The sequence below is a fragment of the Bacteroides cutis genome (assembly GCF_900241005.1).
Classification (GTDB): Bacteria; Bacteroidota; Bacteroidia; order Bacteroidales; family Bacteroidaceae; genus Bacteroides; species Bacteroides cutis.
The window spans coordinates 202,244-228,623 of record NZ_OEST01000003.1 but is presented as its reverse complement, the minus strand read 5'-3'; the positions used below and the strand labels follow the sequence as shown (position 1 = coordinate 228,623).

Annotated in this window: 20 protein-coding genes and 1 other RNA gene; 11 read left to right on the top strand and 10 right to left on the bottom strand. The window is 41.6% G+C overall.

The features are described 5' to 3' along the window. Positions 1–6 precede the first annotated feature (6 nt). Entirely contained in the window at positions 7–591 is a 585-nt protein-coding gene (locus C1A09_RS08215; protein ID WP_101543093.1) for a hypothetical protein, read from the bottom strand. Between the two features lie 1,348 nt (positions 592–1,939). Between C1A09_RS08215 and C1A09_RS08210 the strand changes: the two genes are divergently transcribed. From C1A09_RS08210 to C1A09_RS08195, 4 genes are all read left to right on the top strand, one after another. Beyond that, the gene (locus C1A09_RS08210; protein ID WP_101543092.1) at positions 1,940–2,233 is read left to right on the top strand and encodes a coiled-coil domain-containing protein; all 294 of its coding nucleotides are present in this window, start codon (positions 1,940–1,942) and stop codon (positions 2,231–2,233) included. Positions 2,234–2,247: 14 nt separating this feature from the next. Next, positions 2,248–2,535 (top strand): cell division protein ZapA, encoded by a 288-nt coding sequence (locus C1A09_RS08205; RefSeq protein WP_101543091.1) that lies wholly within the window; start codon positions 2,248–2,250, stop codon positions 2,533–2,535. Between the two features lie 133 nt (positions 2,536–2,668). Beyond that, positions 2,669–4,207, top strand: a complete 1,539-nt coding sequence (rny, locus tag C1A09_RS08200; RefSeq protein ID WP_101543090.1) for a ribonuclease Y — start codon at positions 2,669–2,671, stop codon at positions 4,205–4,207. Positions 4,208–4,326: 119 nt separating this feature from the next. After that, positions 4,327–5,079 (top strand): copper homeostasis protein CutC, encoded by a 753-nt coding sequence (locus C1A09_RS08195; RefSeq protein WP_101543089.1) that lies wholly within the window; start codon positions 4,327–4,329, stop codon positions 5,077–5,079. A 33-nt stretch (positions 5,080–5,112) separates the two neighbouring features. Here the strand turns inward: C1A09_RS08195 and C1A09_RS08190 are convergent, their stop codons facing one another. After that, positions 5,113–7,797, bottom strand: a complete 2,685-nt coding sequence (locus tag C1A09_RS08190) for a transglutaminase family protein (RefSeq protein WP_101543088.1) — start codon at positions 7,795–7,797, stop codon at positions 5,113–5,115. Positions 7,798–8,154: 357 nt separating this feature from the next. Here C1A09_RS08190 and C1A09_RS16335 point away from each other — a divergent pair, with 357 nt between their 5' ends. Beyond that, positions 8,155–8,295: a hypothetical protein gene (locus C1A09_RS16335; RefSeq protein WP_180949196.1), complete on the top strand. Its 141-nt coding sequence runs from the start codon at positions 8,155–8,157 to the stop codon at positions 8,293–8,295. Positions 8,296–8,382: 87 nt separating this feature from the next. Here C1A09_RS16335 and C1A09_RS08185 read toward each other — a convergent pair whose 3' ends face one another. From C1A09_RS08185 to C1A09_RS08165, 5 genes are all read right to left on the bottom strand, one after another. Further along, a complete protein-coding gene (locus C1A09_RS08185; protein ID WP_101543087.1) occupies positions 8,383–8,757 on the bottom strand; it encodes a YccF domain-containing protein in 375 nt (124 codons plus the stop codon). 41 nt (positions 8,758–8,798) lie between these two features. Continuing rightward, the gene (locus C1A09_RS08180) at positions 8,799–10,730 is read right to left on the bottom strand and encodes a heparinase II/III domain-containing protein (protein ID WP_180949195.1); all 1,932 of its coding nucleotides are present in this window, start codon (positions 10,728–10,730) and stop codon (positions 8,799–8,801) included. 105 nt (positions 10,731–10,835) lie between these two features. After that, positions 10,836–11,927 carry a DNA polymerase IV gene (gene dinB, locus C1A09_RS08175; protein ID WP_101543085.1) on the bottom strand — a complete coding sequence of 364 codons (1,092 nt, stop codon included), beginning with the start codon at positions 11,925–11,927 and terminating at the stop codon, positions 10,836–10,838. Further along, a complete protein-coding gene (locus C1A09_RS08170) occupies positions 11,899–12,624 on the bottom strand; it encodes a murein L,D-transpeptidase catalytic domain family protein (RefSeq protein WP_101543440.1) in 726 nt (241 codons plus the stop codon). The genes dinB and C1A09_RS08170 overlap by 29 nt, the downstream gene beginning before the upstream one ends. 83 nt (positions 12,625–12,707) lie before the next feature. Beyond that, complete coding sequence (locus tag C1A09_RS08165) at positions 12,708–13,760, bottom strand: L,D-transpeptidase (protein WP_101543084.1); 1,053 nt, start codon at positions 13,758–13,760, stop codon at positions 12,708–12,710. Between the two features lie 199 nt (positions 13,761–13,959). Here C1A09_RS08165 and C1A09_RS08160 point away from each other — a divergent pair, with 199 nt between their 5' ends. Beyond that, entirely contained in the window at positions 13,960–15,915 is a 1,956-nt protein-coding gene (locus C1A09_RS08160; RefSeq protein ID WP_101543083.1) for a heavy metal translocating P-type ATPase, read from the top strand. A gap of 11 nt (positions 15,916–15,926) precedes the next feature. Beyond that, positions 15,927–16,364 carry a Fur family transcriptional regulator gene (locus C1A09_RS08155; RefSeq protein WP_101543082.1) on the top strand — a complete coding sequence of 146 codons (438 nt, stop codon included), beginning with the start codon at positions 15,927–15,929 and terminating at the stop codon, positions 16,362–16,364. 628 nt (positions 16,365–16,992) lie between these two features. On the opposite strand, the gene ssrA is transcribed toward C1A09_RS08155, so the two are convergent. Then, positions 16,993–17,391: a transfer-messenger RNA gene (ssrA, locus tag C1A09_RS08150) on the bottom strand. Positions 17,392–17,665: 274 nt separating this feature from the next. Between ssrA and C1A09_RS08145 the strand changes: the two genes are divergently transcribed. The 4 genes from C1A09_RS08145 (at position 17,666) to C1A09_RS08130 (ending at position 24,205) form a co-directional block, all read left to right on the top strand. Continuing rightward, positions 17,666–18,922, top strand: a complete 1,257-nt coding sequence (locus tag C1A09_RS08145; RefSeq protein WP_101543081.1) for an energy transducer TonB — start codon at positions 17,666–17,668, stop codon at positions 18,920–18,922. Between the two features lie 100 nt (positions 18,923–19,022). Continuing rightward, on the top strand, positions 19,023–21,857 hold the full coding sequence (locus C1A09_RS08140) for a beta-glucosidase (protein ID WP_101543438.1): 2,835 nt from the start codon (positions 19,023–19,025) through the stop codon (positions 21,855–21,857). A 71-nt stretch (positions 21,858–21,928) separates the two neighbouring features. Beyond that, the gene (locus C1A09_RS08135) at positions 21,929–23,050 is read left to right on the top strand and encodes a lactonase family protein (protein ID WP_101543080.1); all 1,122 of its coding nucleotides are present in this window, start codon (positions 21,929–21,931) and stop codon (positions 23,048–23,050) included. Positions 23,051–23,137: 87 nt separating this feature from the next. Next, positions 23,138–24,205, top strand: coding sequence for a DUF4831 family protein (locus C1A09_RS08130; protein WP_101543079.1), 1,068 nt, complete (start codon positions 23,138–23,140; stop codon positions 24,203–24,205). A gap of 79 nt (positions 24,206–24,284) precedes the next feature. On the opposite strand, the gene C1A09_RS08125 is transcribed toward C1A09_RS08130, so the two are convergent. Then, a complete protein-coding gene (locus C1A09_RS08125; protein WP_101543078.1) occupies positions 24,285–24,635 on the bottom strand; it encodes a PqqD family protein in 351 nt (116 codons plus the stop codon). Between the two features lie 2 nt (positions 24,636–24,637). After that, a complete protein-coding gene (locus tag C1A09_RS08120; RefSeq protein WP_101543077.1) occupies positions 24,638–26,302 on the bottom strand; it encodes an MFS transporter in 1,665 nt (554 codons plus the stop codon). Positions 26,303–26,380 lie beyond the last annotated feature (78 nt).

Sequence of the window (26,380 nt, the reverse complement as noted above, 5' to 3'; positions counted from 1 at the left end):
ACCTTATCATACCATTGCTTTCCTCGCCTTACCATTCAAATAATATCCCGGTATAATCATCATAAAGACAAAAGCAAATGCGAAAATCAAAATCTGATTCAAACCATGCACACAAACACATCCAGCCGAGGCCAATGCACCCAAGGTTCCACACACCGTCACCACTTTCATCTTTATGATAAGCCCTGTCAGCGCTGTTCCCATCCCCATCATCAGTAAAATGACAAAGAGTACAGACATACTCCAAAAGATGATAGACACACACGACACAAAGAATGCCCCTATACCAAATACCATCCATACATATCCTACTACGCGATCCATATAGGTGAACACTAACTTCTCCTGATTACGTGTGGCCCACAATGTAAAGGGAAGGGCTACCGCAGGAAGCAAAAACCACAGCCATTGCCAATTGTAATCTCCCGTCTCTTTCAGCAAGAACCAAACCAACAAAGATATGATTATTGTCGTATAGCCCCATATTAAAAAAGGAGCTCCAGCATTCTTTGCCATCCTCTGTTTCGTGTTTTGAATCATTTGAGCGATGAGTTCTAAACTCTCTTTCTCATTCAGTCTTTTATCTTCCATAGTTCACTTTTTATTTTTCCACATCATAGGTGTTCTGTATCAAAAAAAACATCAATGCCCAATTACCAATAAGCAAATACAAAAAACAAGTTTCCATTTTTCATCGCATTAAATTAAACAAATCAAGAAATGATCCACCGTTTTCACAAGCATACTTTTTTAAAACCATATATACTAAAAAACACATCCAGGGTTCGGATTCCGATACAAAGATAAGTAGTTTATTTTATAAACCAAACTATTCAATAAATTAATTTATTGAATAATCAAATAAAGACTCTCTTTTAATCAGGAAATGAGATAAGTGGATACAGTAGAGATTTAATGGGGAAATGCACCTGTTTCAGCAATCCTAAAGAAAACAGCCTCAGCATTACTTGCGTACGTTTTTGACACTTTGCACTTTCCGCATCCCGAGAACAGCGTATTTTCACCCGTTGGCAGGTGCAAGCGGAAATATGCGAACGAAAATCCGTATCTTCCTAATGAATAGCGAAATACAGAAATATATACAACCCTAATAGACGGGAAATAGTCGTTTATCCATGTAAAAGCGCTCTTTTTGCGGAAGAAAAAGAGTGTTTTCAGAAGAAATCTTCATCTTTCTCATGAGGGAAGTCAACATCCCTCACGACGGAAGTTAATATCTCTCGCACGGGAAGTTAATATCCCTCGCGCCGGAAGTTAATATCCTACCTTTGGGAAACACGAAATCAGTGGGCATTCGGTAAAAGAGTTGCATATTTATGCATTAAATCGTACAATCCCGAACTTTTCGAGAAACGGGCATGTCAGTAAAACAAGTGGTTAGCAAACAAAAAGCGGATGATAAGTAATGTTTTGAGATCAATTTGTCAAATTGATCTCAAAACATATGACCTCAGGCATTTCGTTCGTCCGGTTAAAAATTCCGTGAACACCCATATCTTCTGTAATGAATACGGCTCAAAAGAATTTATCAAGTATATCAAACCAATTACCACTACATATCTACTACCCCGATGTCTCCGATAAACGACCTATCACACAAACATAAATTTCATACGATACAAAATTCCTTTAGAAACAAGACTAATTAAAACAAAGGCACGAAAGGTACTTCAAGCATAAAGGATGTTTATATCAGCATACAGAAGAAGATGGATTTATTCACTACTATACCGGTTATAAGATAAATAGGATTTATATCAATGAAGAATGAAAAACTTTTTGTATTGAAAAAAAACGGTAAAGAAATGAAGAAATAAAGAAAAAAACGCAATAATCGGACATTATAGAGATATTTTCCTTGAAAAGCTTTTGTAATCTACAACTAAATTGTATTTTTGTGTACAATTTTGGTGTAGTAATGACAGACGAAGAAAAGAAGCTATTAAGTACCTTTGAAGCCAGATTGCGACATTTAATCTATCTGCATGATGAATTAAAGCGCGAAAATGCTGAACTTAAGCAACTTCTCGAAGATAAAGAGGAAGAATACAAGAAGGTACAGGCGGAATATAAAGAGCTGGAGTTGAGCTACACGAACCTAAAAACAGCTACGACAATCAGCCTTAACGGCAGTGACGTAAAAGAGACGAAGCTGCGATTGTCCAAATTAGTGCGTGAAGTCGATAAATGCATCGCCTTGTTAAATGAATAAAGGAAAATAGATGTATGAACGATAAGATAAAGATAAACCTGCAAATGGCAGGAGCTTCCTACCCCCTTACAATTAAACGTGAGGATGAGGAAATGGTAAGAGAAGCAGCCAAACAGGTAGATATCCGGCTCAATGCGTATCGGGAACATTATCAGAATATATCTCCGGAGAGAATTATAGCCATGGTGGCTTATCAATTTGCCTTGGAGAACCTACAATTGAAGGAACGTAATGATACCGAACCATATACGGATAAAATAAAAGAACTGACGGAAGTATTGGAATCTTATTTTAAAGAATAACAAATAATCTATCTTCTGTTTGGGTTGACTTAAAGAGATAATATTCGCGCACTGTACAAAAGTCTTGTCCATGAATGGATACAGACTTTTATGCAGTGTTTTTTATTTATATACTTAAAAACAAATTAATAAAATGACAGTAGTTACAATAGTAGTATCCATTGCCTGCCTCATCGCCGGAGGATTTGCTTCTTATTTGTTCTTCAAGCACGGTTTGAAGTCCAAGTACGACAGTATCCTGAAAGAAGCCGAAACAGAAGCGGAAGTGATTAAAAAGAATAAGTTGCTGGAAGTAAAGGAAAAATTCCTGAACAAGAAAGCAGACTTGGAAAAAGAAGTAGCCATCCGTAACCAAAAGATACAACAAGCGGAAAACAAGCTGAAACAACGTGAACTGGTATTGAACCAGCGCCAGGAAGAAATTCAGCGTAAAAAAATGGAAGCTGAAGCTGTCAAGGAAAATCTGGAAGCCCAATTGGTAATCGTTGACAAGAAGAAAGAAGAATTGGAACATTTACAGCGCCAAGAGATAGAGAAACTGGAAGCTATTTCCGGGCTGTCTGCCGAAGAAGCAAAAGAACGCATGGTAGAGTCTTTGAAAGAAGAGGCAAAAACGCAAGCTCAATCTTTCATCAACGATATTATGGATGATGCCAAACTAACGGCAAGCAAAGAAGCAAAACGCATCGTAATACAGTCTATCCAACGTGTAGCCACTGAAACAGCTATCGAGAACTCTGTAACAGTATTCCACATTGAATCGGACGAAATCAAGGGACGTATTATCGGTCGTGAAGGACGTAATATCCGTGCTTTGGAAGCTGCTACCGGCGTTGAAATCGTAGTAGACGATACTCCGGAAGCAATTGTATTATCTGCTTTCGATCCGGTTCGTCGTGAAATAGCCCGTTTGGCATTGCATCAGCTTGTTACGGACGGACGTATCCATCCGGCACGTATCGAAGAAGTGGTAGCCAAAGTGCGTAAGCAGGTGGAGGAAGAAATCATTGAAACCGGTAAACGTACTACCATCGACTTGGGTATCCACGGCTTGCATCCTGAACTTATCCGTATCATCGGTAAGATGAAATATCGTTCTTCATACGGTCAGAACTTGTTGCAACATGCTCGTGAAACGGCCAACCTTTGTGCCGTGATGGCATCGGAACTGGGACTGAACCCAAAGAAAGCAAAACGTGCAGGATTGTTGCATGATATAGGTAAAGTGCCCGACGAAGAACCGGAATTGCCGCACGCACTCTACGGCATGAAGCTGGCAGAAAAGTTCAAGGAAAAGCCTGACATTTGTAATGCTATCGGCGCTCACCACGATGAAGTGGAAATGAATACCCTGCTTGCTCCTATCGTACAGGTCTGTGATGCTATCTCAGGTGCACGTCCGGGAGCACGTCGCGAAATCGTAGAAGCCTACATCAAACGTTTGAATGACCTTGAGCAGTTGGCAATGTCTTATCCGGGCGTAACGAAAACATACGCCATCCAGGCGGGACGCGAATTGCGTGTGATTGTCGGTGCAGACAAGATTGACGATAAAGCAACCGAGAACCTTTCAGGAGAAATAGCCAAGAAAATTCAGGATGAAATGACTTATCCGGGTCAGGTGAAGATTACCGTTATCCGTGAAACACGTGCGGTAAGTTACGCGAAGTAAAAAAATGTTCTAAATAATAGACGGAAAAGGGTGGATATAAATTCACCCTTTTTTATTTATTACAGAAGATGCAAAGGTCGCATAGTTTCGTTATTTTTGCACAAAAGAATTTATGATATATGGAAGATTATCTATTTGAAATCTGCGCCAACTCCGTGGAAAGTTGCATTGCCGCACAGGCGGGCGGCGCCAATCGTGTAGAGTTATGTGCCGGTATTCCTGAAGGAGGAACAACGCCTTCATACGGTGATATAATCATAGCCCGGAAAGTTTTAACTACAACGAAACTACATGTTATTATCCGCCCTCGCGGCGGTGATTTTCTTTATTCACCGCTTGAGCAACGTATCATGTTGAAAGACATCGACAATGCACGCCGGCTAGGTGCCGACGGAGTGGTTTTCGGTTGTCTTACGGCAGAGGGTGATATAGATATCACACTTATGGAACAATTGATAGAAGTAGCAGGAGACATGTCCGTAACGTTTCATCGTGCTTTTGATGTATGCCGTAACCCACATAAAGCTATAGAAGATATTATCAGTTTAGGTTGTAACCGTATCCTTACTTCCGGACAACAACCTACGGCGGAACAAGGTATTATGCTATTGAAAGAGCTTAAGAAACAAGCAGCAGGACGTATCACATTATTGGCTGGTTGTGGAGTGAATGAAACAAACATTGCACATATTGCCAAAGAAACAGGTATTCACGAGTTCCATTTTTCAGCAAGAGAGACATTAAAAAGTGGAATGAAATACCACAATGAAATTGTCTCTATGGGAGGAACGATCCATATTGATGAGTACAAACGGAATGTAACAACAGCGGAAAGGGTAAAAAGAACGATTGAAAATTGCAAAACTAGATAATAAATTAGGGGCGTAACGCCCCTAATTTATTATCTATAATCCCTTCACCACCTTCATCAACTGCTCACCCAATCCAATGGTATATCCTTGTGAGACAAACACGACTCGATTGAATGTATCGGCTATGATAAATATCGGCAAGTTGTCTTTGTGTCTCAGCTTCATAGCTTCGGTTATCTGGCCGGAAACACCATCCGTATCTATACCATATATAATGGTAGAGGGAAAATCGGGGAAAGCATCCTTTACAAACTTCTTGGATTGTGTCTCATTTGGGAAAAGCAATACCATCTTCCGACCCCATTTTTCCAAATCCGTTTTGAAAGCAGCAATATCACGCATGGCATGATTGGTGGGTTCTTGATTGACACCCAATATCCCCACTACAAAATAGCCACGTCCACAAGCCTGCAACAAACTCTGTTTAGAAGAAGTATCTGGAGTGAAGTCGTCGGACAACGGAGTGAAGAGAGATTCTGAATTGAAATTCCCGATAACCTGTATCTCATCTTCACTTTCGCGCATTGCCAACTTGACACGAGTGGTTTGTCCTGGCATCACACGGAATGATGTAACTTTGGAAAGTACCCCACCACTAGCAAGACGCGTACCTGTTACCAAAACATAATCACCAGGATCCAGTTCAGTTCCTTTCTTCAATAAATTACTCCATGTGGCACCACCACCCATGTCGATATCACCCTCATCATATGTAAGCAACTGCAAATTACCTTGAGAAGTTATTTTTGATATTGTAAAATGAGAATAATATTTAGGATCATCTAACAACTTGATCGGAGAATACTCAGCAACAAGCTTACCTTTCTGATGCGACTGTTTCTCGGACAATGTTTTATCAAAACTTACATCTATCGCACCTTCATCCGTCATCAGCTGCACCTTCCCAGTCACTTCATCTATACGGGCAGGAATACCCATACTGCGCGCCATGGAAACGAAAAAGATATCACGACTATGCTTATCTGCCATACGTGACTTCCATACCCCCTCGGGAGAGATAGGAGCCCCTCCTAAGTTACAATCTTTGTTCATCCGGATATTCTCTGCCACCCATGCCACCAACTTCATCGGTTCCGCCACGTATGCTTCGGTCTCTTCCTTCGGGACAACTTTACCAAAGAAAGCCTTGTAGGGAGTCAACATTTCATTGCTCACACGCGGATTACGAACATATTTACGGAAATATTCGGCATTCGTACGTACACGAGACAGCATGTGATCTATCAACACTTCCAGACTGACATCACGAAGATCTTTCGCCGATATCCGTTGCAATAGATCAATGCCACCTTTCTTGGATTTATCAGAACGCAAACGTGCCATAAAATCACAAAGAATTCCATGATTACCGCGGGAAGCAACTAAAAGTTTGGATACCGCATCCTCATCCAGTTTATATCGTTTCGCAAAATCACGAGCAGACTTTTCCGACATGAATGTAGCTACATATACGTTACGGACAGAATCCTCATGAGCCAGCCTTTTATCATTCTCAGCACGCTGTTCCGGCGTTATTTCAGGAAGATTTGCACTCTCCACAGGAGGTACAATATCAAAATCTGCCGCAAAAACATCTCCTTCTTTTTTATCAAGCTTCACCACCAGTTCCGTTTGCTTACCGAAGGCAAGCTTGGCAAAGCCGAAATGTCCGTTCTTCGACGCCCACACCAGCATATCGCCTTTACCGGCAGTAAGCCCACAAGTACCATCGATACCTGTATGCTTAGTAGCCACGGTATAAAACTCGGCATAATTATATAACTTAAATTCCACCTGTGCATCAGGAACCGGCTTGCCCTCTTCATCCACTACGTTTACCGTAGCTTTGGCAGTAGGAGCATAATTATCAATTACATTGATTTCCGTATAATTAGGATTGACGGACATCACTTCCTCTACCCCTTCATAGCGTCCGAAAACTTTAGTATGCATCAACATACCTCTGCTGGCAGGAGCATTGAACCAACCCAAATTCAGGACGGGTTCCGGTTCACAAGCTCCAAGAAAATACCATTTACCATCGGCCCATGCTTCGACCCAGGCATGATTATCATCCGTATGTGCCCATCGGGGAGTATAAACCTGCCTTGCCGGAATACCTACCGAACGAAGAGCGGCAACCAAAAACGTAGATTCTTCACCACAACGCCCGTAAGCTGTACGAACCGTTGCCAGCGGAGAACTTGTACGTGAATCGGAAGGAGTGTATATAGCCTTCTCATGACACCAATGGTTCACTTCCAAAATAGCATCGTATAGAGACAGAGACTTTACCCGGTCTTTCAGTTCTTTATAGAACACCACCCGTGCACTATCCAAAGACTCATTATTCACTCGTACCGGAAGCACAAAGTGGCGAAATAACTCTTCGGGAATTGTTCTCCCCCAAGGCATTTCACGGGCAGTCTGCTGCGAAGCACGAACATTCATCAAATGAAACTCTCCAGGATAGTCCGCAATATCCGCCAAAGGCATATAGGCATAGAGAAATTCCAGTGCTTCCCGTTCGTACGTAGACATATCGGTATCGAATATGGCAAACATATCATTACCCTGCGGCATTGATGTTTTTTTCTGTTGGAAGTCTTGTTCCACTCGTTGGCGATAAGATGTATCCGTCATAAAATGGGATTTGCCACAAGAGACAAGAATACATATCAAACAGCCTATCCCAAAGAGTCGTATAGCTCGTTTCATAAGCAAATATTATTAAGGTTGAGCTACAAATTTAGAAAATATATTTGAAAGTCTATTTGAAATGTATCATCAAAGTTGTGTCTACAAAGAAAGTAAAATATTATTTCTTCCAGGTGGAGAAAACCATTACACCTTAATTATATAGTAATTATTTTGCAAAGGCATGTAACATATTTGCAATATACAGATTGCAAAATCGAGAATTTTCTAAGAAAATGAAGAAAGAAATGCATATTTTTATGTTATAGAACATGTTTTTCGTAAACTTTTCGTATCTTTGCAACGTTAATAAGAGAAAACAATAAAAGATGTATAAACCGCTTTCCGAAACGCGGAAGGCAAAAAAAGAAGATGATTATGAAAAAGAATGCTAATGAAATTTTTATGTTACAGTACCGTATCAAACGCTATCAAGCAATGGGAAACGGGACTATGTGCCAAGCTTTAAATGGCAAACTCCAAAAACTGCTTGCAAAGCAAGCTAATGCTACCATGTAAAAAACACCTTTAAATAAAATGAATGAGGGCGGAGAACTGAAAAGTTTCCCGCCCTCTTCTTCTTTTAAAACCACAATCCAATCTTTGTCAGATAGTTACAATATCTTTTCCAAAGGGTGCTAATGCCAGTGATGCCAGTTTGAAATGTTGTAAACCAAAAGGAATACCGATAATCGTGATACAAAGAAATGCGCCAAAGCACAGATGAGACAGACAAATCCAAATGCCACCGAACAAAATCCACACTACATTCATCAACACATAGAGGCACCCGCTCGCACGTTCTCCACTACGTACCTCTTTTCCAAAAGGCCATAAAGCAAGTCCTGCCATTTTCAATGTTTGTATTCCGAAAGGTATTCCGACAATAGTAATCATCATCAGTAAACTGGACATTACATATTCTATTGCAGTAAAAATTCCTCCGAATACAAGCCACAAAATATTCATTAAACACCCCATAGGCTTCTGTTTTTATTGTATAGGTACAAAGATAATATTATTTATTTGATAACAAACTTATAACTTCCTGTCGTCCGTATTTCTTTATCTTTAAAAACTATACGATAAATCTCTCCGCCCCACACTCTTGAAAGGCGAATATCTTTCAACTCTATCGTTTCAAGAGAAACCGAAAGATTACGAGGATAATCTATAACCACTTTTTGTCCTTGCGCTTCAATAGATACCTTTCCGGGTACGGAGATACCAACCTTTCCCCAAGTAAGGAAATTTATTTGATTAGGTATTTTACCCGATTTTAACGAAAAATCATCAGTAACAGTAAGTTGTCTATCTCCGAGGGAATAAGAACGGATCCAACGATTTATCGCAGCTTCCTCCGGATAAGCCTTTGCAATATTTGCAGAGAAGAAACGCCTGCCCGGCCGACAAATAACATCCGTTGCCTTATACTGCTGTCCATAACTTTGAGGAATACCGTTTATCACCGGTAAATTATGATAATTACTTTGCATCGTCCATATAGTATACCGTTCTTTACCAAATGTTTGCCGAGTATACGTGCCTACACCGGCATCAATCAGTATAGGAGTCGTGTTTACATAAAGAGAGAAACTGCCCACATCATTATGATTATGGCTTTCATTGTTAAAGCCTCCCTTAGCAGCCAAAAACCATCCCTCTTTATTTGTCAGATAACAAAATTCCGTTTCCGGATACCAGGTACAAGGAGGAACATCATGACTTGCCACCGTTTTTTCCAATTCATTACAGAAAAGTAAGGTCTGGAAAGAACGGAATGTATCACCACCCAACTGAACAGAAGAACGCCTTCCTTTCATCAGGTAGGCAGCAAAATGCATCATTTCATCACTACCCACCGCACGGCCGTAACGATATATCAATTGAGCGTCTCCCCCACCCTTGGCCGAAGCATCGGCAAAATTGGCCACCCAACCATTACCGATATACGAACGACTAATATATTCACCCATTCTCCGAATCATCGGTTCCTGAAACAAAGATACTTTGCCGGCTGTTCCATCGAAAAGAATTTGGAGATAATCATACAACTTACCGGCAGCATGTTGCCAATAAGAAGGTCCTTCCTCACAAGCCCCATCCTCCTTCACAAAGTTTATGAATTTATCCACTGATTGCATGGTACGCCACACGCCTTTCGTCAATTTATCCAGATCATTCTCCAACAATAAAAAGCACTGCAAGACATTGGAATTACACCAAGGGTTCCAATTATTGATAACAATACCCGGTTTCCAGTTAAAAGCCAGCCACCATTCACTGTCATTATTCATATACGCATCAAGAATACGTTCCTGCAGAGTCTGCCGAAGGTAAATTGAAATAGAAGGATTTACCTTATCAAAAGACTCATGAAAATAATAATATACCCAGGAAAGCATAGCTCCATAACCACCGGCCGAGAGATCAATTACCTGTTCTCTGAAATCAGGAAGAGAACGATGGTTGCTTTGCCTGGACAGATGAGCGGAATATACCCAAGAAGTTATTTCACAACTCAAATAAACACCGTTAATCAACTGGTCTATAAAACGCCCTTTGCCTTCAGCCAATTCCGCAAACATCAGGGAATTGATGGCACTGCGGTTTTTGTTAAGACGATCTTGCATCACATAGCGGTTACCAGTACGTTCAAACTCCAGATAATCGGTAGCCCGAACCAACAACCATTCATAATTCAAAAGTTTTTCTCCCTCACGGATAAGGGCAGTTTTATACTTTTCACCCAATAAAGCATCCCATCCGGCACGATCATTATAAGCAGGATAAGGTATCCACGACTGATTCTTCATCAGTATTTGTTTCAATTGTTCTTCACTGCCAACAGCTTTTTGCAACATATCCCGTTCAGTATATGCACGGACGGAAATTGTCAACATGAAAAGCAAACAAAAGACGAGAGAAATGCGGTAAATCGTGTTTTTCTTCATGATAATTACAATTAGATAATTTATTTTGTGTTGGGACAAAGATATAATCTTTTTGGAAATCATCCTATTTCAACCCTATACAGTTTGATATATTTCTCTTCAAACTTATATCCAATCGCTGAATTCAAAACTCAACTGCTCCCACCCCTTTCCTTTTTCATCATTTTCTTCACGTGGATTGGATACGGAAAGACCTATCAGGCGAATGGGATGATGTTCGTAGTCTACCCCCCTCAATAACTCTTTTGCCAGCGGCAAGATGGCGTCGAGCGTAGTCAATTCCTTCACCTGCGTGATGCTACGTGTTATCTGATTGAAATCGTGGAACTTTATTTTCAACGTCAACGTATTTCCTTTGAAATTCTTCTGCTCCAGTCGCCTCACCAACTCTACAGCCACATGATACAACTCGATAATTACAGACGAACGCTGATTTATATCCTTCTCCAGGGTATGTTCACAGCCAATTGACTTACGTATACGAACCGCTTCCACCGGGCGTAGATCTATTCCACGGGCAAAATCATAATATATGCTCCCCACTTTTCCAAATTCGCGCATCAACATTTCCAGCGAACGTGTGCGTAGCTGTTCTCCATTATGGATACCTAAAGCATGCATCTTCTTTGCCGTAACCGGTCCCACTCCCCAAAAGTTTTCAATCGGGAGACGGGCGATAAATTCCAAAGCCTGATCGGGATGAATGGTACACAATCCGTCTGGTTTACGATAGTCTGAAGCAATCTTCGCTAAGAACTTGTTATAAGATACACCGGCAGAAGCTACCAAATTTAACTCTTCCCTTATTTCCCGTTTAATTTCTTTGGCAATATCCACAGCCAATGGAATAGCAAGTTTATTCTCCGTGACATCCAGAAAAGCCTCATCCAAAGAGATAGGTTCAATTATATCCGTATATTCATGGAAAATTTCATGTATTTGACGAGACACGGATTTGTATTTTTCCATACGCCCCGGAATAAAAATGAGTTGCGGACAGAGACGTTTGGCTTTCTGCGAAGACATAGCGGAACGCACTCCAAAACGACGAGCTTCGTAACTGGCAGCCGCTACCACTCCCCGCTGTTCCGCATGGCCCACGGCAACGGGCTTGCCCCGCAATTCCGGATTGTCGCGCTGTTCTACGGAAGCGTAGAAAGCATCCATATCAATATGTATAATCTTTCGTTCGGTCATCCTCCTGCAACACCGAGCTATGAGCCAGATAATCGGGTGTTTCTGCGTAAATATACATCACACTTCCACCTTTTATGGCATCAATGATGGGACGTGATAATTTTTGAGGAACAGCCGGGCAACCAAAACTTCTGCCTAAACGTCCACCTTTATTTACTACCGAAGGATCGGCATAGACAGCTCCATGCATCACAATGGAACGCTCACGGGCACGGTCATTAATTCCTTTCTCCAGACCATTCAAAATGAGCGAATATCCATTTTTCCCCTGATAAGTAGATTCTGTGAGATAAAAGCCGAGTGAACTTTTATAGGAACCATATTCATTGGAAAAAGAAGTAGCATAATTGTCACCGCTGTTCTTTCCATGTGAAACTACCGATGAAAAAAGTAATTTACGTTGCTTCATGTCGATAACGAACAAACGCTTTTCAGTGGAAGGGCGAGAAAAGTCAATCAGTGTAAGTATATCCTTCCGGCGATTTTCTATCTTATAGTACCCAATCACAGCCTGCCGAAAAGCTTTCCACTTAATCACCCCCTCCAACCGCATGGAACGGTATAAGTCTGCATAAGCCTCCATCTTATTCATAGCGGTGGTATCAGGTTCGTTTGTCGTACGGACCGATGACTTGCCATCCATAAACAGGACACAAGGAACAAACAAGAATAAAACTGATAATAAAAAACGCAGCATAGTATCCAACTGAAAATAACGGTGGCAAAAATACGTCTTTTCTACCATACGCCTATCACACAGATAGTTAAAAAAGTCAAGTATCACTCAATAACCACCACCAAGGAACGTTCTACAGGTGCCCAGTCAAAAACGAACTTGGCATGAGAGGTGGCATTCCGCACACACATGTGCGAGCGGGGGACAGTACCCAAGGACCAACTATATTCTATCATCGATGTACGAGGAACATTGACTGGCACACCGTGGATATAAGCACCATTCGTAAAACGACTTGCATACGGAGCATAACCACCAGTCGTAGTAGAACCGTCCTTGAGAAATATCATGCGTTCCTTCTTTTGTTGCACCAGATACATTCCCAAAGGAGTTTCCTGCCCGTATGGCGGTGCATGCCGCCCGGTAGTCGCAGGGTTCATGCTTCGTATCTTCCACTTACCTTTTCCCACCTGTTCCAACGTAGTAATATTCTGGTCCAAACGGTCGACAAAAACGACACGATCAAAAACCGTACTATCCGCCAACCGCTTTAAATATCGGCGTGGCGCCAACCAATCCTCCTCTAATGTCACAGGATGTATGCGGTCAAAATTCCCCTCCTCTCTTATCAAGTATGCCAAAGTTCCATCCCGCCCATAACGTTCGGGCACTAACGTATCGGCAGGAAGATAGAGCGGTACCGATTGATAACGTTCTACTCCCAACGTATCAGCCACACGACGATAAGCATCCCGTACAAACTTCTTTACCAACGGGGCCTCCCGATTCTGATTTTTATAATTTTGCAACACTACCCATTTCACAGAATCTCGCTGCATATTCTCAATGTATGCCAGACAATTACGAATAACATCCCATTTAAAAGAACGTACGGTATCTTTATAAGGATAAGTATCTTCCAGTGTATATTTATCATAAAGAAATTCTTTGGTAAGGGAAATATCAGCGGCAGTCAACAACTTTTCACGGAAAGGAACTTCCATCCGGACAGTATCCATATGAGCGGTATCAGCAAGAAGGGTATCTGTAAAAATAGAATCCTGTACAACCATCATCGAAGAGATTTCCTGTCGATTATTACACCCGACAAGCATCAAGTAAACTACCATACAGACAAAAATAACGAATTGTTTCATAATCTCAACAAATCCATCTTTGTGGACAAAGATATAATATATTTTGAATTTAATAACGACTCCACCCCTGTAATTGTTGACACACATAGAGTTTTCTTTCTGATGAATGAAAAGAAATTAACAAGCAGCAAATTCACTTTGCAACCAAGTTGCATATCTTTTCCCCTTATCTTTGCATCAGAAATAAAAAAAGAGATTTATGGGACATCATAATTGCAAATGTTGTTGTACTCACAAACGGGAACAAGTAAAAGAAACCACCGTTAAATATGATCTCCTGAAAAGTTATTGGAGAATATTACTCTCGACTGTCCTGCTATTCAGCGGAATTGTATTGGACGCTACGGATGCCGCTTTCTTCCGCGAAAGATATATTCCTCTCCTTTGGTATATACTGGCATATCTACCTGTGGGATTACCAGTACTGAAAGAAGCCTGGGAAAGTATTCGAGACAAAGATATTTTCAGTGAATTCACACTTATGTCCATCGCCACGCTTGGGGCTTTCTACATCGGAGAGTACCCTGAAGGGGTTGCTGTAATGCTATTTTACTCTCTGGGAGAGCTTTTTCAAGAGAAAGCAGTCAGTAAAGCCAAACGGAATATCAGCGCCTTGCTGGACGTCAGACCGGAAACAGCCACTCTAATCAGAGGTAAAGAAATCATTGTGGTAAATCCCCGGAAAGTACAAGTCGGCGAAATTATCGAAGTAAAAACAGGAGAACGCGTTCCGCTGGATGGAACAATGTTAACCGAATTCGGTTCATTCAACACATCAGCCCTGACGGGCGAAAGCGTTCCCTGTAACATCCGGAAGGGTGAAGAGGTACTTGCCGGAATGATTGTAACGAATAAAGTCATCAGACTGGAAGTGACCAGACCTTTTGAGAAAAGTACTCTCTCCCGCATCCTTGAGATGGTACAGAACGCCACCGAACGTAAAGCTCCTGCGGAACTTTTCATCCGTAAGTTTGCCCGTATCTACACGCCAGTAGTGACCGGGCTGGCCATACTTATCGTACTACTCCCCTTCGTTTACTCTCTAACAAACATACAATTTACATTTATCTTCAATGATTGGTTGTACAGAGCACTCGTTTTCCTTGTAATTTCCTGTCCCTGTGCACTGGTGGTAAGCATTCCGCTGGGATATTTTGGAGGTATCGGTGCAGCATCCCGTTTGGGTATCCTGTTCAAAGGAGGCAATTACCTGGATGCCATAACCAAGATCAATACTGTGGTATTCGACAAAACCGGCACTCTGACCCAAGGAACATTTGAAGTACAATTCTGCCGACAAGCACCGGACATATCCGAAGAAAGACTAATACAGCTCATAGCCTCAGTGGAACGGAACAGTACGCATCCCATAGCAAAAGCCGTTGTCAACTATGCCATACAACGAAACGTTACACCCATTACCATAACAGAAGTTACAGAGATTGCCGGTTACGGACTGGAAACCACTCTCAATGGAGAACGTATTTTGGTGGGAAACACCCGTTTACTTTCCAAATCCGGTGTAAATTATCCGCAAGAGTTACAAACCATTGTCGGAACAGTGGTGGTCTGTGCTATCGGAAACCGGTATGCAGGTTACTTATTATTATCTGATACCCTCAAAGAAGATGCCAATAAAGCAATAAAAGATCTGAAAGCATTAAATATCAATAATATTCAGATATTATCGGGAGATAAACAAGCCATTGTCACTAACTTTGCAGAAAAACTGGGAATAGCGCAGGCTTACGGCAATTTATTACCCGACGAAAAGGTGAAACATATTGAAGAGCTTCTCCGGAATGCCAATCATCAAGTAGCTTTTGTAGGCGACGGCATCAATGACGCTCCTGTCCTCGCCCTTAGTAATGTAGGTATTGCCATGGGAGGGCTCGGTAGTGATGCTGCCATAGAAACGGCAGATATCGTGATACAGACCGACCAGCCGTCCAAAGTTGCGACTGCCATCCACGCAGGCAGGCAAACCCGAAAAGTCATATGGCAAAACATTTCCCTGGCTTTTGGGGTTAAGTTACTGGTACTCATTTTGGGAGCAGGTGGATTGGCAACTCTTTGGGAAGCTGTCTTTGCCGATGTCGGTGTCGCTCTCATTGCCATAGTAAACGCCATACGTATACAAAAACTAATTAAATAAAGAGATTGAATATGGAAGAAAATATATATCTGGATTTACTGGAAAAGCGTGAAATACAACCTACAGCCAACCGGTTGCTGGTGCTAAAAGCCATGATGCAGGCCAGTCGCTCCGTATCCTTGCTCGATCTGGAAAATATACTTGATACGGTTGATAAATCCACCATCTTCCGTACCATCACTCTATTTCTGTCCCGCCATCTGATACATAGTATCGACGACGGTACCGGCTCCCTGAAGTATGCCGTATGTGGCGAAAGTTGTTCGTGCGAAGTAGAAGACTTGCATACCCACTTCCATTGCAAAAAATGTAACAAAACTTTCTGTTTTAAGAATATACCTACTCCAATAGTTCAGATGCCTAAAGGATTTACACTGGACAGTATCAATTATGTGTTGAAGGGGCTTTGTCCGGAATGTGCGGCGAAAAACTCAAATACTTTTCCATAGTCAGTGTTGGGCAAGTCGCGGCGGCAAGAGACAGTAGAGATATAGCGGGGAAATACATCTGTTTCAGCAATCCCCGAAAAGAACCGCCCCGGCATTGCCTGTGTTCGTTTCTTGACACTTTGCATTTTCTGCATCCCGAGAATTGCGTATTTCCACCCATTGACAGGTGCAAGCAAAAATATGTGGGCGAAAATCCATATCTTACTCATGGATAGTAAAATACAAAAATATGTACAACTCCAATAAACGGAAAATAGCCGGTTGTCCATATAAAAACGTTCTTTTTGCAGGAGAAAAAGAGTGTCCCCAGGAAAAATATTCATTTTTTTCATGAGGGAAGTTAACATCCCTCACGCCGGAAGTTGACATCTCTCACATGGGAAGTTAATATCTCTCGCGTGGGAAGTTAATATCCCGTCTTCGGGAAGCGTGAAACTAGTGAATATTCGGTAAAAACGCCGCATATTTATGCGTTAAATCGTGTATTTTCAGACTTTTCGAAAAGTGGACGTGTCAGCAAAACGGGCGATCCGGAGACAAAAAGTATCTTCCGTGATGAATACAGTATCAAAAGAACTTACCTAAAAAAAGAAAAACCGCCGGATAAACCAACGGTTTCAAAATTCATTCGTGGAGCTGGAGGGAATCGAACCCTCGTCCAAACGAGGAAATCATAAGCTTTCTACATGCTTATCTTTGCCTAAATTTTCGTGTAACGACAGAACCAAAGCCATCAACCGTTACCTTATCCTCTAAAGTTTCATCCGTACTTCAAGGCAAGCACGAACTATCCCCGATTTAACTGCACCACTGGATCGGAATGCTTCGGAGCAACAGCTTCCGAGTGATGTCACGTCCCAGCACCTGGTGCCGGGATTAAGCTTCAATCTACTATACTTCGATTAAGCAGCGAGAGCGTAATTGTTTTCGCCAGATAAAATTTTGAAGACTGAGATTAAAGTGCAAATCAACGACGCACTGCATGCTTACTCACCATTTCTGCCCGCTGTCAAATCCAGTCAACCCCATGAGTCTTATAATGGAATGATTTTAAAAGATTGCGATGTTTATTTCTAAGCCGGGGGATGAAAAAGGAATAAATAATACATTATTTTTCATGCCCTATCGCTTTCTTTAGCGCAAAGATACAAAATCTTTCATTCAAGCTTCAATTATCAACAAATATTTTTTTTCATCATAACCATGTAAACATGACTAAATGCAGAAAAGAAAAAATATTATCTGCAGTTTTTTTATTTCTTTTTTTCCGTAAATTTGTATCATTACATAAAAAACGCACTATGAACAAGTATCATCTGATAATTTTGTCGCTTTTTCTTTCTTCCTGCAAAATGAATGAAAAAGGAGATACTCCCCACCGTCCAGACTTTATCGGAGGTACCCATCTTGACGTTTTTCAAATGAAGGGAGACACTACTACCACACATAAAAAGTTGGAAAAAATATCAGGAAACGGACAATTCAAAATAGAAGCAACTAACCGCATCAATTATTCTCAAAAACAACTGATAGCTATCCAAGATGAATTGAGTAAACGTTTCCAAGACCTGGAAAATGAAAGTACCAAAAATAATGTTACAGGATTTGGAGTCGGTTTACACTACATAGATATCGACTTGATAGTGAATACTCCCGAAAAACAAAAAGAGTTCAGAGAAAAAATCATGGACTCGCCTGCATTCCGCTTCAACGGACCGGCTATTCCTGTCATCAACGAAAAGACCGGAGTAAACGATACACTCGGCATTTATCTCCGTCCCGAATATTCCGCATATTCGACAGACAGTCATAAAATTAAATTTATTCTCTATAATAATAGTGGTGTAACTATTAAGTGCGGCGAACACTATTACATCACTTATCAGGATGAGAATGGTATATGGAGAGAACTGCCTATCAACTCACTTGCCATTGACATAGCCTATGGCATCAACCATAAAGGAAGTTTTCCTTTTGAAGCATCTCTTTACCCCGACGTCCATCCCAACAGACCGGGACATTATCGCTTCTTTTATAGAGTTTGGATAGGGCGGAGACAGATACTCATGATGAGCGAATTCCAACTGACAGACAAAAGGCGAGAATGGGAACAAGCCTCCAAAACACCTATTCCTCCCAAAATGTTTCAAGACGCTTCCGAACAACAAGTAAGATTACTGAAAAAAGAATACGACGAAGCAGTGTATGATGTAGTAGAAGTGATGCCGGAATTTCCCGGAGGAATGCCGGAACTCCTTAAATTCGTAGATAAAAGCCTGCAATATCCTCAAGCTACAACAGAGAACAGTAAAAAAGAAAGAGTCATCGTTCAGGTTATAATAGATAAAGACGGTTCTGTAACAGAACCTGTCATCCTCCGTCATGTCAATCCGGAATTAGATAAAGAAGCACTTCGCATAATAAGCTTGATGCCCAAATGGAAACCCGGCACACAACATGGAAAGGCTGTAAAAGTGAAATATACATTTCCCATAACTTTCGTTCCAGTAAAAAGTGGAAACAAGAAAGAAGAAATACCTATATCAATAGAGGAGTAATGGACAAATAGTACTGATACTACGGACAATTTTATACTTTTCCATAGCTGCAAAATCACTATCTTTGACACCCGAAGAAATTATTGAAACAAACTATACCATGAGAAAATTAATTGTAGCGACTTTGCTACTTGGTAGTGGCGCCATGCTATCAGCGCAAAAAACTACGAAAATACCGGCTGTGTACAAACCGGTAAAGAGTGAGATGTATCGTAAAGGTTGGATAGACTTCAACAAAAACGGAGTAAAGGATGTGTACGAAGACCCCACCGCTCCACTTGATGCACGTATCGAAGACTTATTACAACAGATGACACTTGAGGAAAAGACTTGCCAAATGGTTACTCTCTACGGATACAAGCGTGTATTGAAAGATGATCTTCCCACCCCCGAATGGAAACAAAAGCTCTGGAAAGACGGTATCGGTGCCATAGACGAGCACCTGAACGGCTTCCAGCAGTGGGGACTTCCTCCATCGGACAATGAAAACGTATGGCCAGCCTCGCGCCATGCATGGGCGCTGAACGAGGTACAACGTTTCTTTGTAGAAGATACGCGTCTCGGCATTCCTGTGGACTTCACCAACGAAGGTATCCGTGGTGTGGAAAGTTACCGGGCTACCAACTTCCCCACACAATTAGGACTGGGACATACGTGGAACAGGAAACTGATTCACAAGGTTGGACTTATCACCGGACGGGAAGCACGTATGCTGGGATATACCAATGTCTATGCTCCTATCCTCGACGTAGGTCGCGACCAGCGTTGGGGACGTTACGAGGAAGTGTATGGCGAGTCTCCTTATCTGGTTGCCGAACTGGGCATCGAAATGGTACGCGGTATGCAACATAACCACCAGGTAGCAGCAACCGGCAAGCACTTTGCCGCATACAGCAACAACAAGGGTGCCCGTGAAGGCATGGCACGTCTTGATCCGCAGATTTCACCTCGTGAGGTGGAAAATATTCATCTTTATCCTTTCAAACGAGTAATCAAGGAAGCGGGGTTACTGGGTGTAATGAGCTCGTACAATGATTACGACGGCATTCCTATTCAAGGAAGCTTCTACTGGCTCACTACCCGCCTGCGCAAGGAAATGGGATTCCGTGGTTATGTGGTGTCGGATAGTGATGCGGTAGAATACCTCTATACCAAACATGGCACTGCCAAAGATATGAAAGAAGCGGTACGCCAAAGTGTGGAAGCCGGACTAAATGTACGTTGTACTTTCCGCTCACCAGATTCATACGTACTTCCGCTTCGTGAACTGGTGAAGGAAGGTGGACTGAGTGAAGAGGTCATCAATGACCGCGTACGTGACATTCTCCGCGTGAAGTTCCTTGTCGGACTGTTTGACACTCCTTACCAGACCGATCTTGCAGGTGCGGACAAGGAAGTAGAAAAAGAAGAAAACGAAGCTGTCGCTTTGCAGGCATCCCGTGAATCCATCGTTTTGCTGAAGAATGCAGACAATCTCTTACCGCTGGACATCAATTCCATAAAAAAGATTGCCGTATGCGGTCCTAATGCTAACGAAGAGGGGTATGCACTAACGCATTATGGTCCACTTGCCGTAGATGTAACCACCGTTCTGGAAGGTATTCAGGATAAGATGAAGGACAAAGCCAAAGTGCTCTACACAAAAGGTTGCGATCTAGTGGATGCCAATTGGCCGGAAAGCGAGATAATAGAATATCCGTTGACCGCCGACGAACAAACCGAGATAGATAAAGCCGTTGAAAATGCACGGCAGGCCGATGTGGCGGTAGTGGTGCTTGGAGGCGGACAACGTACTTGCGGTGAAAACAAATCGCGCAGTAGCCTGGAACTTCCAGGACGTCAGTTGAAGTTACTCCAAGCTGTACAAGCCACAGGGAAACCGGTAGTGTTGGTACTCATCAACGGCCGCCCGCTTTCCATCAACTGGGCAAATAAGTTCGTACCCGCCATTCTCGAGACATGGTATCCCGGCTCCAAGGGGGGGATAGCCATTGCCGATATTCTGTTTGGAGATTACAATCCGGGTGGTAAACTGACGGTTACTTTCCCGAAGAGTGTGGGACAAATTCCTTTTAACTTCCCCTGTAAGCCTTCTTCACAGATTGACGGAGGGAAAAACCCGGGACCTGACGGAAATATGTCACGCGTCAACGGGGCACTCTATCCCTTCGGATACGGTTTGAGTTACACCACCTTTAACTATTCCGACTTGGAAATCAGTCCTAAAGTCATCACTCCCGACCAGCAGGCAATCGTACGTCTGAAAGTTACCAATACCGGCAAACGCGCCGGTGATGAAGTAGTACAATTATACACGCGTGATGTACTGAGCAGTGTTACTACTTACGAAAAGAATCTCGCCGGCTTTGAACGCGTTCATCTGGAACCGGGTGAAACCAAGGAAGTAACTTTCACCATAGACCGAAAACATTTGGAGCTGTTGGATGCCGATATGAAATGGGTAGTGGAACCGGGAGACTTCACCCTGATGGCGGGCGCTTCTTCCGAAGATATTCGCTTGAGTGGAACTTTAAAAGTAGTAGATTATCAAGAGCGAATCCGGGAATTAGAAACACAAAAGCCGATTAGTCCTGTAACCGCCAATACTAATCAAGAAAGTGCAGGAAATGTACTCGACGGAAAAATCAATACCATCTGGCAAGGAAATAAGGGAGATTATATTACCTTTGCCTTAAAGAATGGAGCTAAAGTAAATAACGTTTCTATCACTTTCGTGCGTGACAACGAACTGCCTGCTGACTTTGAAATACAACTCTCTGGCGGAGGCGGACAATTCCTGACAGTTTATTCAGGTACTGTAAGTGAGTACGGTAAACCTATCTCCTATCCATTCAAAGGAACTACTGCCAGCGATCTACGTATTGTACTGAATGATGACAAAGTGGGGATCGCAGAAGTAAAATATAACAATTAACCGATTAGTGTCTAGTGATTAGCGGTATGCCGTGTATTACTGACCGCTAATCACTAAATATTTATCACTCGATGAAAACACTTCTTTTCTGTATGCTCGGACTAAGTATAACCGCTTGTGCTTCCAAGGATGCGAAGAATGGTAATAAGGACGAGCTCTCTATGCTGATAGGAACTTATACCAATGGTACAAGTAAAGGTATTTATAGTTTTCGTTTTAATCAGGAAACGGGTACTACAACGCCGCTCGACTCTGTGGAAATACCTAATCCTTCCTATCTTATCCCTTCGGAAGACGGAAAGTTTGTCTATGCTGTCAGTGAAATAAACGATAATACAGCTGCACTGAATGCCTTTGCATTCAATCGGGAGACAGGAGAACTCTGCCTGCTAAATACCGAACCGACACTTGGCGCCGACCCTTGTTATGTTTCGACCAACGGAAAAGAAGTATTGACTGCTAATTATAGTGGTGGTAGCATGTCCATCTTTCCTCTACGGAAAGATGGAACCATAGCTTCTGTTGATACTCTTTTTGAAGGTACAGCATCAGGTCCAGACACGACTCGACAAGTGACGCCACATATTCATTGTGCCATTTTTTCACCGGATGGTAAGTATATCTTCGCTACAGACTTCAGTTCCGATCGCATTTTGCGTTTTGTTCTACATCCTAAAGATATTGTACCTCACCTATCTGCCGAAACGACTGATGTCGCACCTGGTTCCGGTCCAAGACATCTGATATTCAGCCCGAATGGAAAATTCGCATATCTGATTAATGAACTCTCTGGAAAGGTTATTGCTTTCAGTTATGAGGATGGAAAACTGGAACAAATACAATCTATTGTCGCTGATACAACAGCTGCCCGTGGAAGTGGGGATATTCACCTCAGCCCTGATGGTAAATATCTATATGCCAGCAATCGTTTGCAAGCTGATGGTATTGCTATCTTTGCTGTCAATACAGAAAATGGAACGTTGGCAAAAGTAGGATATCAGTTAACAGGTATACATCCCAGACATTTCAACATTACCCCAAATGGTAAATATCTGTTGGTGGCTTGTCGTGACAGTAATGTCATTCAAGTGTACGAACGCGACAAAAATACAGGAGTCTTGAAAGATATACAAAAAGATATCATTGTAGACAAACCTGTCTGTGTACAATTTGTTCCGCCTTTTAACCATTAGTTAATCTTTCGTAAATGAGTTTCCGGGAATAAAGAACTTCGTTAACTTTGTTTCTTAAATTCATCGTTTTAAACAGATTGGAACATTATGAAGAAAAAAATAATATGGCTTGCAGGCCTTTTAATAGCTACAAACAGTTATGCCCAGACAGATGTCACAGTGGGTGTAATGCGTGGCAAGGACTACGGAGTGACTTATATCCTGCCAAAAACTGAAATAGAAGTAATCATTGAGACAACAAAGCATACTTATACTCCTGGGGAATTTTGTAAATATGCCGACCGCTATCTGCGCATGGGTAGTGTATCTGCCGATCCCGAGATACATTGGACTATTGACAAGATTGAAACTCACGTAGCAGGTATACCAGACAAAAAGAATGTCTACTTTGTGAAATTGAAGGACAAAACAGTAGCACCGCTCATGGAGCTTACGGAAAACGGCATCATACGTTCCATCAATATGCCACTCAGCGAACGTAACAAAGTACAATCTCCCCAAGCAACTGATACCGAAGTACAAGACAATATCGATCCTAGAAGATTTCTGACAGAAGAAATATTGATGGCAAGTTCCAGAGCTAAAATGGCCGAATTGGTAGCCAAAGAGATTTACAATATCCGCGAGAGTAAAAATGCCTTTCTACGCGGCGAAGCTGATAATATGCCGCAAGATGGTGCACAACTCAAAATTATGCTTGATAATCTGAATTTACAGGAACGTGCCATGACAGAAATGTTCTCTGGTCAGATAAAGAAAGAAACAAAAACCTTCACCATCCGGTTGACGCCCAAAGAAATGGATAATGAAATCGTTTTCCGCTTTTCAAAACGCTTGGGTATAGTTGCTAATGATGATTTAGCAGGTGAACCGTATTATATCAGTATAAGTGATTTAAAGACACCCACCCTTCCAGTAGACGATGGTAAGAAAAAAATGGACGGTATAGCCTATAATGTTCCGGGCAGGGCACACGTAACATTGACAGACAATAACAATAAACGTCTGTTTGACGGAGAACTACCTATTACCCAGTTCGGTACAATCGAATACCTTGCACCAGTATTGTTCAACAAGAATTCAACCGTAAAAGTATTATTTGATACAGCGACAGGAGGATTGATAAAAGTAGATAGAGAAGAAGGAAAATTTTAGTGAACTAAATCCTTAAAAGTTAAAAGATATGAGGCTGCGCAACTAAAGTCATATTTTACATTGCGCAGCCTCATATCTTTTAATTTTTAATTCTTAATTGAATAAATCCATCCTTTTGTAGTTGCATTACATAAGTAGCGACACGTGAAGGATAAGTCTTTTCATCTTGAAAGTATCCGGCAAGCATGGAAATAATCTCCTGTACAGTCCGTTGTCCATCTATTGAACGCCACACCACCGAACCGTGTTCTTCCAACCGGACATGGATATTGGGAGACATACCTTTCGGCAACAAGAAACGACGCATCCATTCATATTTAAATCGGGGAAAGGTGAGTACTGCGCATTCACCTTTCCACTCGGTGGTAATATGTTCACATTGAACTGGAACTGCATCAAGTAGATTAATTTTTCCTTTTATATCCAACATACTTACCCCTTGATATTAGGTTCCTCCAAACCAAGTCCTTTCTTTTTATCGACCACTTTAAGTACTAAACCTAATATCAAAGCAGCAACACCGAGACAAGCAAGCATTACTAATGGTGCAGTGTAGTTATACGAAACAGCAGCTTCTTCTGAAGTGATCAGTCCACTGTTCAAGTCGGCTACAAGTTGTGTATTGGTTTTATCAAGCACTTTACCAATAAGAAGAGGAAAGAGCCAAAGACCAATATTCTGAACCCAAAAGATAAGCGCATAAGCACTACCGATAATTTTGGCGTCGACCAGCTTTGGAACACTGGGCCATAAAGAAGCAGGTACCAAAGAAAAACTCGCTCCAAGAACCAATATAGTAAGATAAGCTATGACAATACCACCAATTGCATTATCTCTAAATATCGGAAGCACAAACGCAAAGGTAAGATGACAAAGAATAAGTAACAAAGAACCGATTACAAGCATAGAAGCAGCTTTACCTTTATGATCGACATAGTTACCAAGTATCGGAGTAATACCCACGGCAAGTAAAGGAAATACAGCAAATACCGTCTCTGCGCTCTGACGCATATATCCCATATAACAGAATACGACCAATAATATACTGGCAAGAGTAAGTAAACTGTATTTCAAACTTACTTTCTTCATAAAGTTACTCGCAAAAGAAGCACCAGCAACAACAAGCATTATACAATATTGAATGATTGTTACCGTATTAGTAGCCCAAAAAGAGTCAGCAGGAACTTCCTTGAATACTAAGTTACACTGTAACATATTTACTGCATACTTCTGAAAAGGGAATATAGCAGAATAATAAAGTACACAAAGAAGGGCTACCAACCAAAAGCCACTACTTGACAGAATTGTACCAAGATCGCTAATCTTAAATGGATCATCTTTCTCTTCAGCTTCACCGGTTTGAGCATCAAGCTTCTTGTCCAGAAAGAAATAAACAATAAACATAATGAGCGCTATGAACAACAGAACAACTCCAAATGCCACCGAACGTGAAACATCAATAACTCCTCCCAATCTAGCAAAAACTGGAGAGAATATCATACAAGTAGCAACCCCCAAACGAGCAAGAGCCATTTCTGACCCCATGGCAAGAGCCATCTCACGTCCTTTAAACCATTTGACAATACCACGAGAAACTGTAATACCGGCCATCTCAACACCACAACCAAAGATCATAAAACCAATTGCTGCAAACTTAGCCGACGCAGGCATACCTTTATAGAACGGAGAAATACCCAACTCATCAAATCCAGGAATATAATTCAGATTATTAGTGAACCAAGTATGAAGTCCACTTCCCTGAAAACTATCAGTCACCGCATACCAATTAATAGTAGCACCAACAAGCATTACGGCACCCGAAAGAATTGCAGTAAAACGTACCCCCATTTTATCGAGGATAATACCAGCAAAGATAAGAAAAAACACAAATACATTAAGGAATGTCTCAGAACCTTGCATCGTACCAAACGCAGTTGAGTCCCAGCCACGCGTAGACTGCATCAAATCCTTAATAGGTGAAAGTATGTCCATAAAAATATATGAACAGAACATAGCAAAAGCTAAAAGCAGTAACACCGTCCAACGCATACCTGCAGAATCGCGCAGTGTTTGATGAATTTTGTCAGTAGTTGTCATTTTAAATAGTATGTTATAGTAGTAAATAGATTCTGAATATAAGTACAAAATTAGCTAAATATAAGTTATATCCGCACA

Excerpts from the sequence above, each read along its gene's own strand:
- C1A09_RS08215 (WP_101543093.1), bottom strand. The coding sequence starts at position 591 with ATGGAAGATAAAAGACTGAATGAGAAAGAGAGTTTAGAACTCATCGCT.
- C1A09_RS08210 (WP_101543092.1), top strand. The coding sequence starts at position 1,940 with ATGACAGACGAAGAAAAGAAGCTATTAAGTACCTTTGAAGCCAGATTG.
- C1A09_RS08205 (WP_101543091.1), top strand. The coding sequence starts at position 2,248 with ATGAACGATAAGATAAAGATAAACCTGCAAATGGCAGGAGCTTCCTAC.
- rny (WP_101543090.1), top strand. The coding sequence starts at position 2,669 with ATGACAGTAGTTACAATAGTAGTATCCATTGCCTGCCTCATCGCCGGA.
- C1A09_RS08195 (WP_101543089.1), top strand. The coding sequence starts at position 4,327 with ATGGAAGATTATCTATTTGAAATCTGCGCCAACTCCGTGGAAAGTTGC.
- C1A09_RS08190 (WP_101543088.1), bottom strand. The coding sequence starts at position 7,797 with ATGAAACGAGCTATACGACTCTTTGGGATAGGCTGTTTGATATGTATT.
- C1A09_RS16335 (WP_180949196.1), top strand. The coding sequence starts at position 8,155 with ATGAAAAAGAATGCTAATGAAATTTTTATGTTACAGTACCGTATCAAA.
- C1A09_RS08185 (WP_101543087.1), bottom strand. The coding sequence starts at position 8,757 with ATGGGGTGTTTAATGAATATTTTGTGGCTTGTATTCGGAGGAATTTTT.
- C1A09_RS08180 (WP_180949195.1), bottom strand. The coding sequence starts at position 10,730 with ATGAAGAAAAACACGATTTACCGCATTTCTCTCGTCTTTTGTTTGCTT.
- dinB (WP_101543085.1), bottom strand. The coding sequence starts at position 11,927 with ATGACCGAACGAAAGATTATACATATTGATATGGATGCTTTCTACGCT.
- C1A09_RS08170 (WP_101543440.1), bottom strand. The coding sequence starts at position 12,624 with ATGCTGCGTTTTTTATTATCAGTTTTATTCTTGTTTGTTCCTTGTGTC.
- C1A09_RS08165 (WP_101543084.1), bottom strand. The coding sequence starts at position 13,760 with ATGAAACAATTCGTTATTTTTGTCTGTATGGTAGTTTACTTGATGCTT.
- C1A09_RS08160 (WP_101543083.1), top strand. The coding sequence starts at position 13,960 with ATGGGACATCATAATTGCAAATGTTGTTGTACTCACAAACGGGAACAA.
- C1A09_RS08155 (WP_101543082.1), top strand. The coding sequence starts at position 15,927 with ATGGAAGAAAATATATATCTGGATTTACTGGAAAAGCGTGAAATACAA.
- C1A09_RS08145 (WP_101543081.1), top strand. The coding sequence starts at position 17,666 with ATGAACAAGTATCATCTGATAATTTTGTCGCTTTTTCTTTCTTCCTGC.
- C1A09_RS08140 (WP_101543438.1), top strand. The coding sequence starts at position 19,023 with ATGAGAAAATTAATTGTAGCGACTTTGCTACTTGGTAGTGGCGCCATG.
- C1A09_RS08135 (WP_101543080.1), top strand. The coding sequence starts at position 21,929 with ATGAAAACACTTCTTTTCTGTATGCTCGGACTAAGTATAACCGCTTGT.
- C1A09_RS08130 (WP_101543079.1), top strand. The coding sequence starts at position 23,138 with ATGAAGAAAAAAATAATATGGCTTGCAGGCCTTTTAATAGCTACAAAC.
- C1A09_RS08125 (WP_101543078.1), bottom strand. The coding sequence starts at position 24,635 with ATGTTGGATATAAAAGGAAAAATTAATCTACTTGATGCAGTTCCAGTT.
- C1A09_RS08120 (WP_101543077.1), bottom strand. The coding sequence starts at position 26,302 with ATGACAACTACTGACAAAATTCATCAAACACTGCGCGATTCTGCAGGT.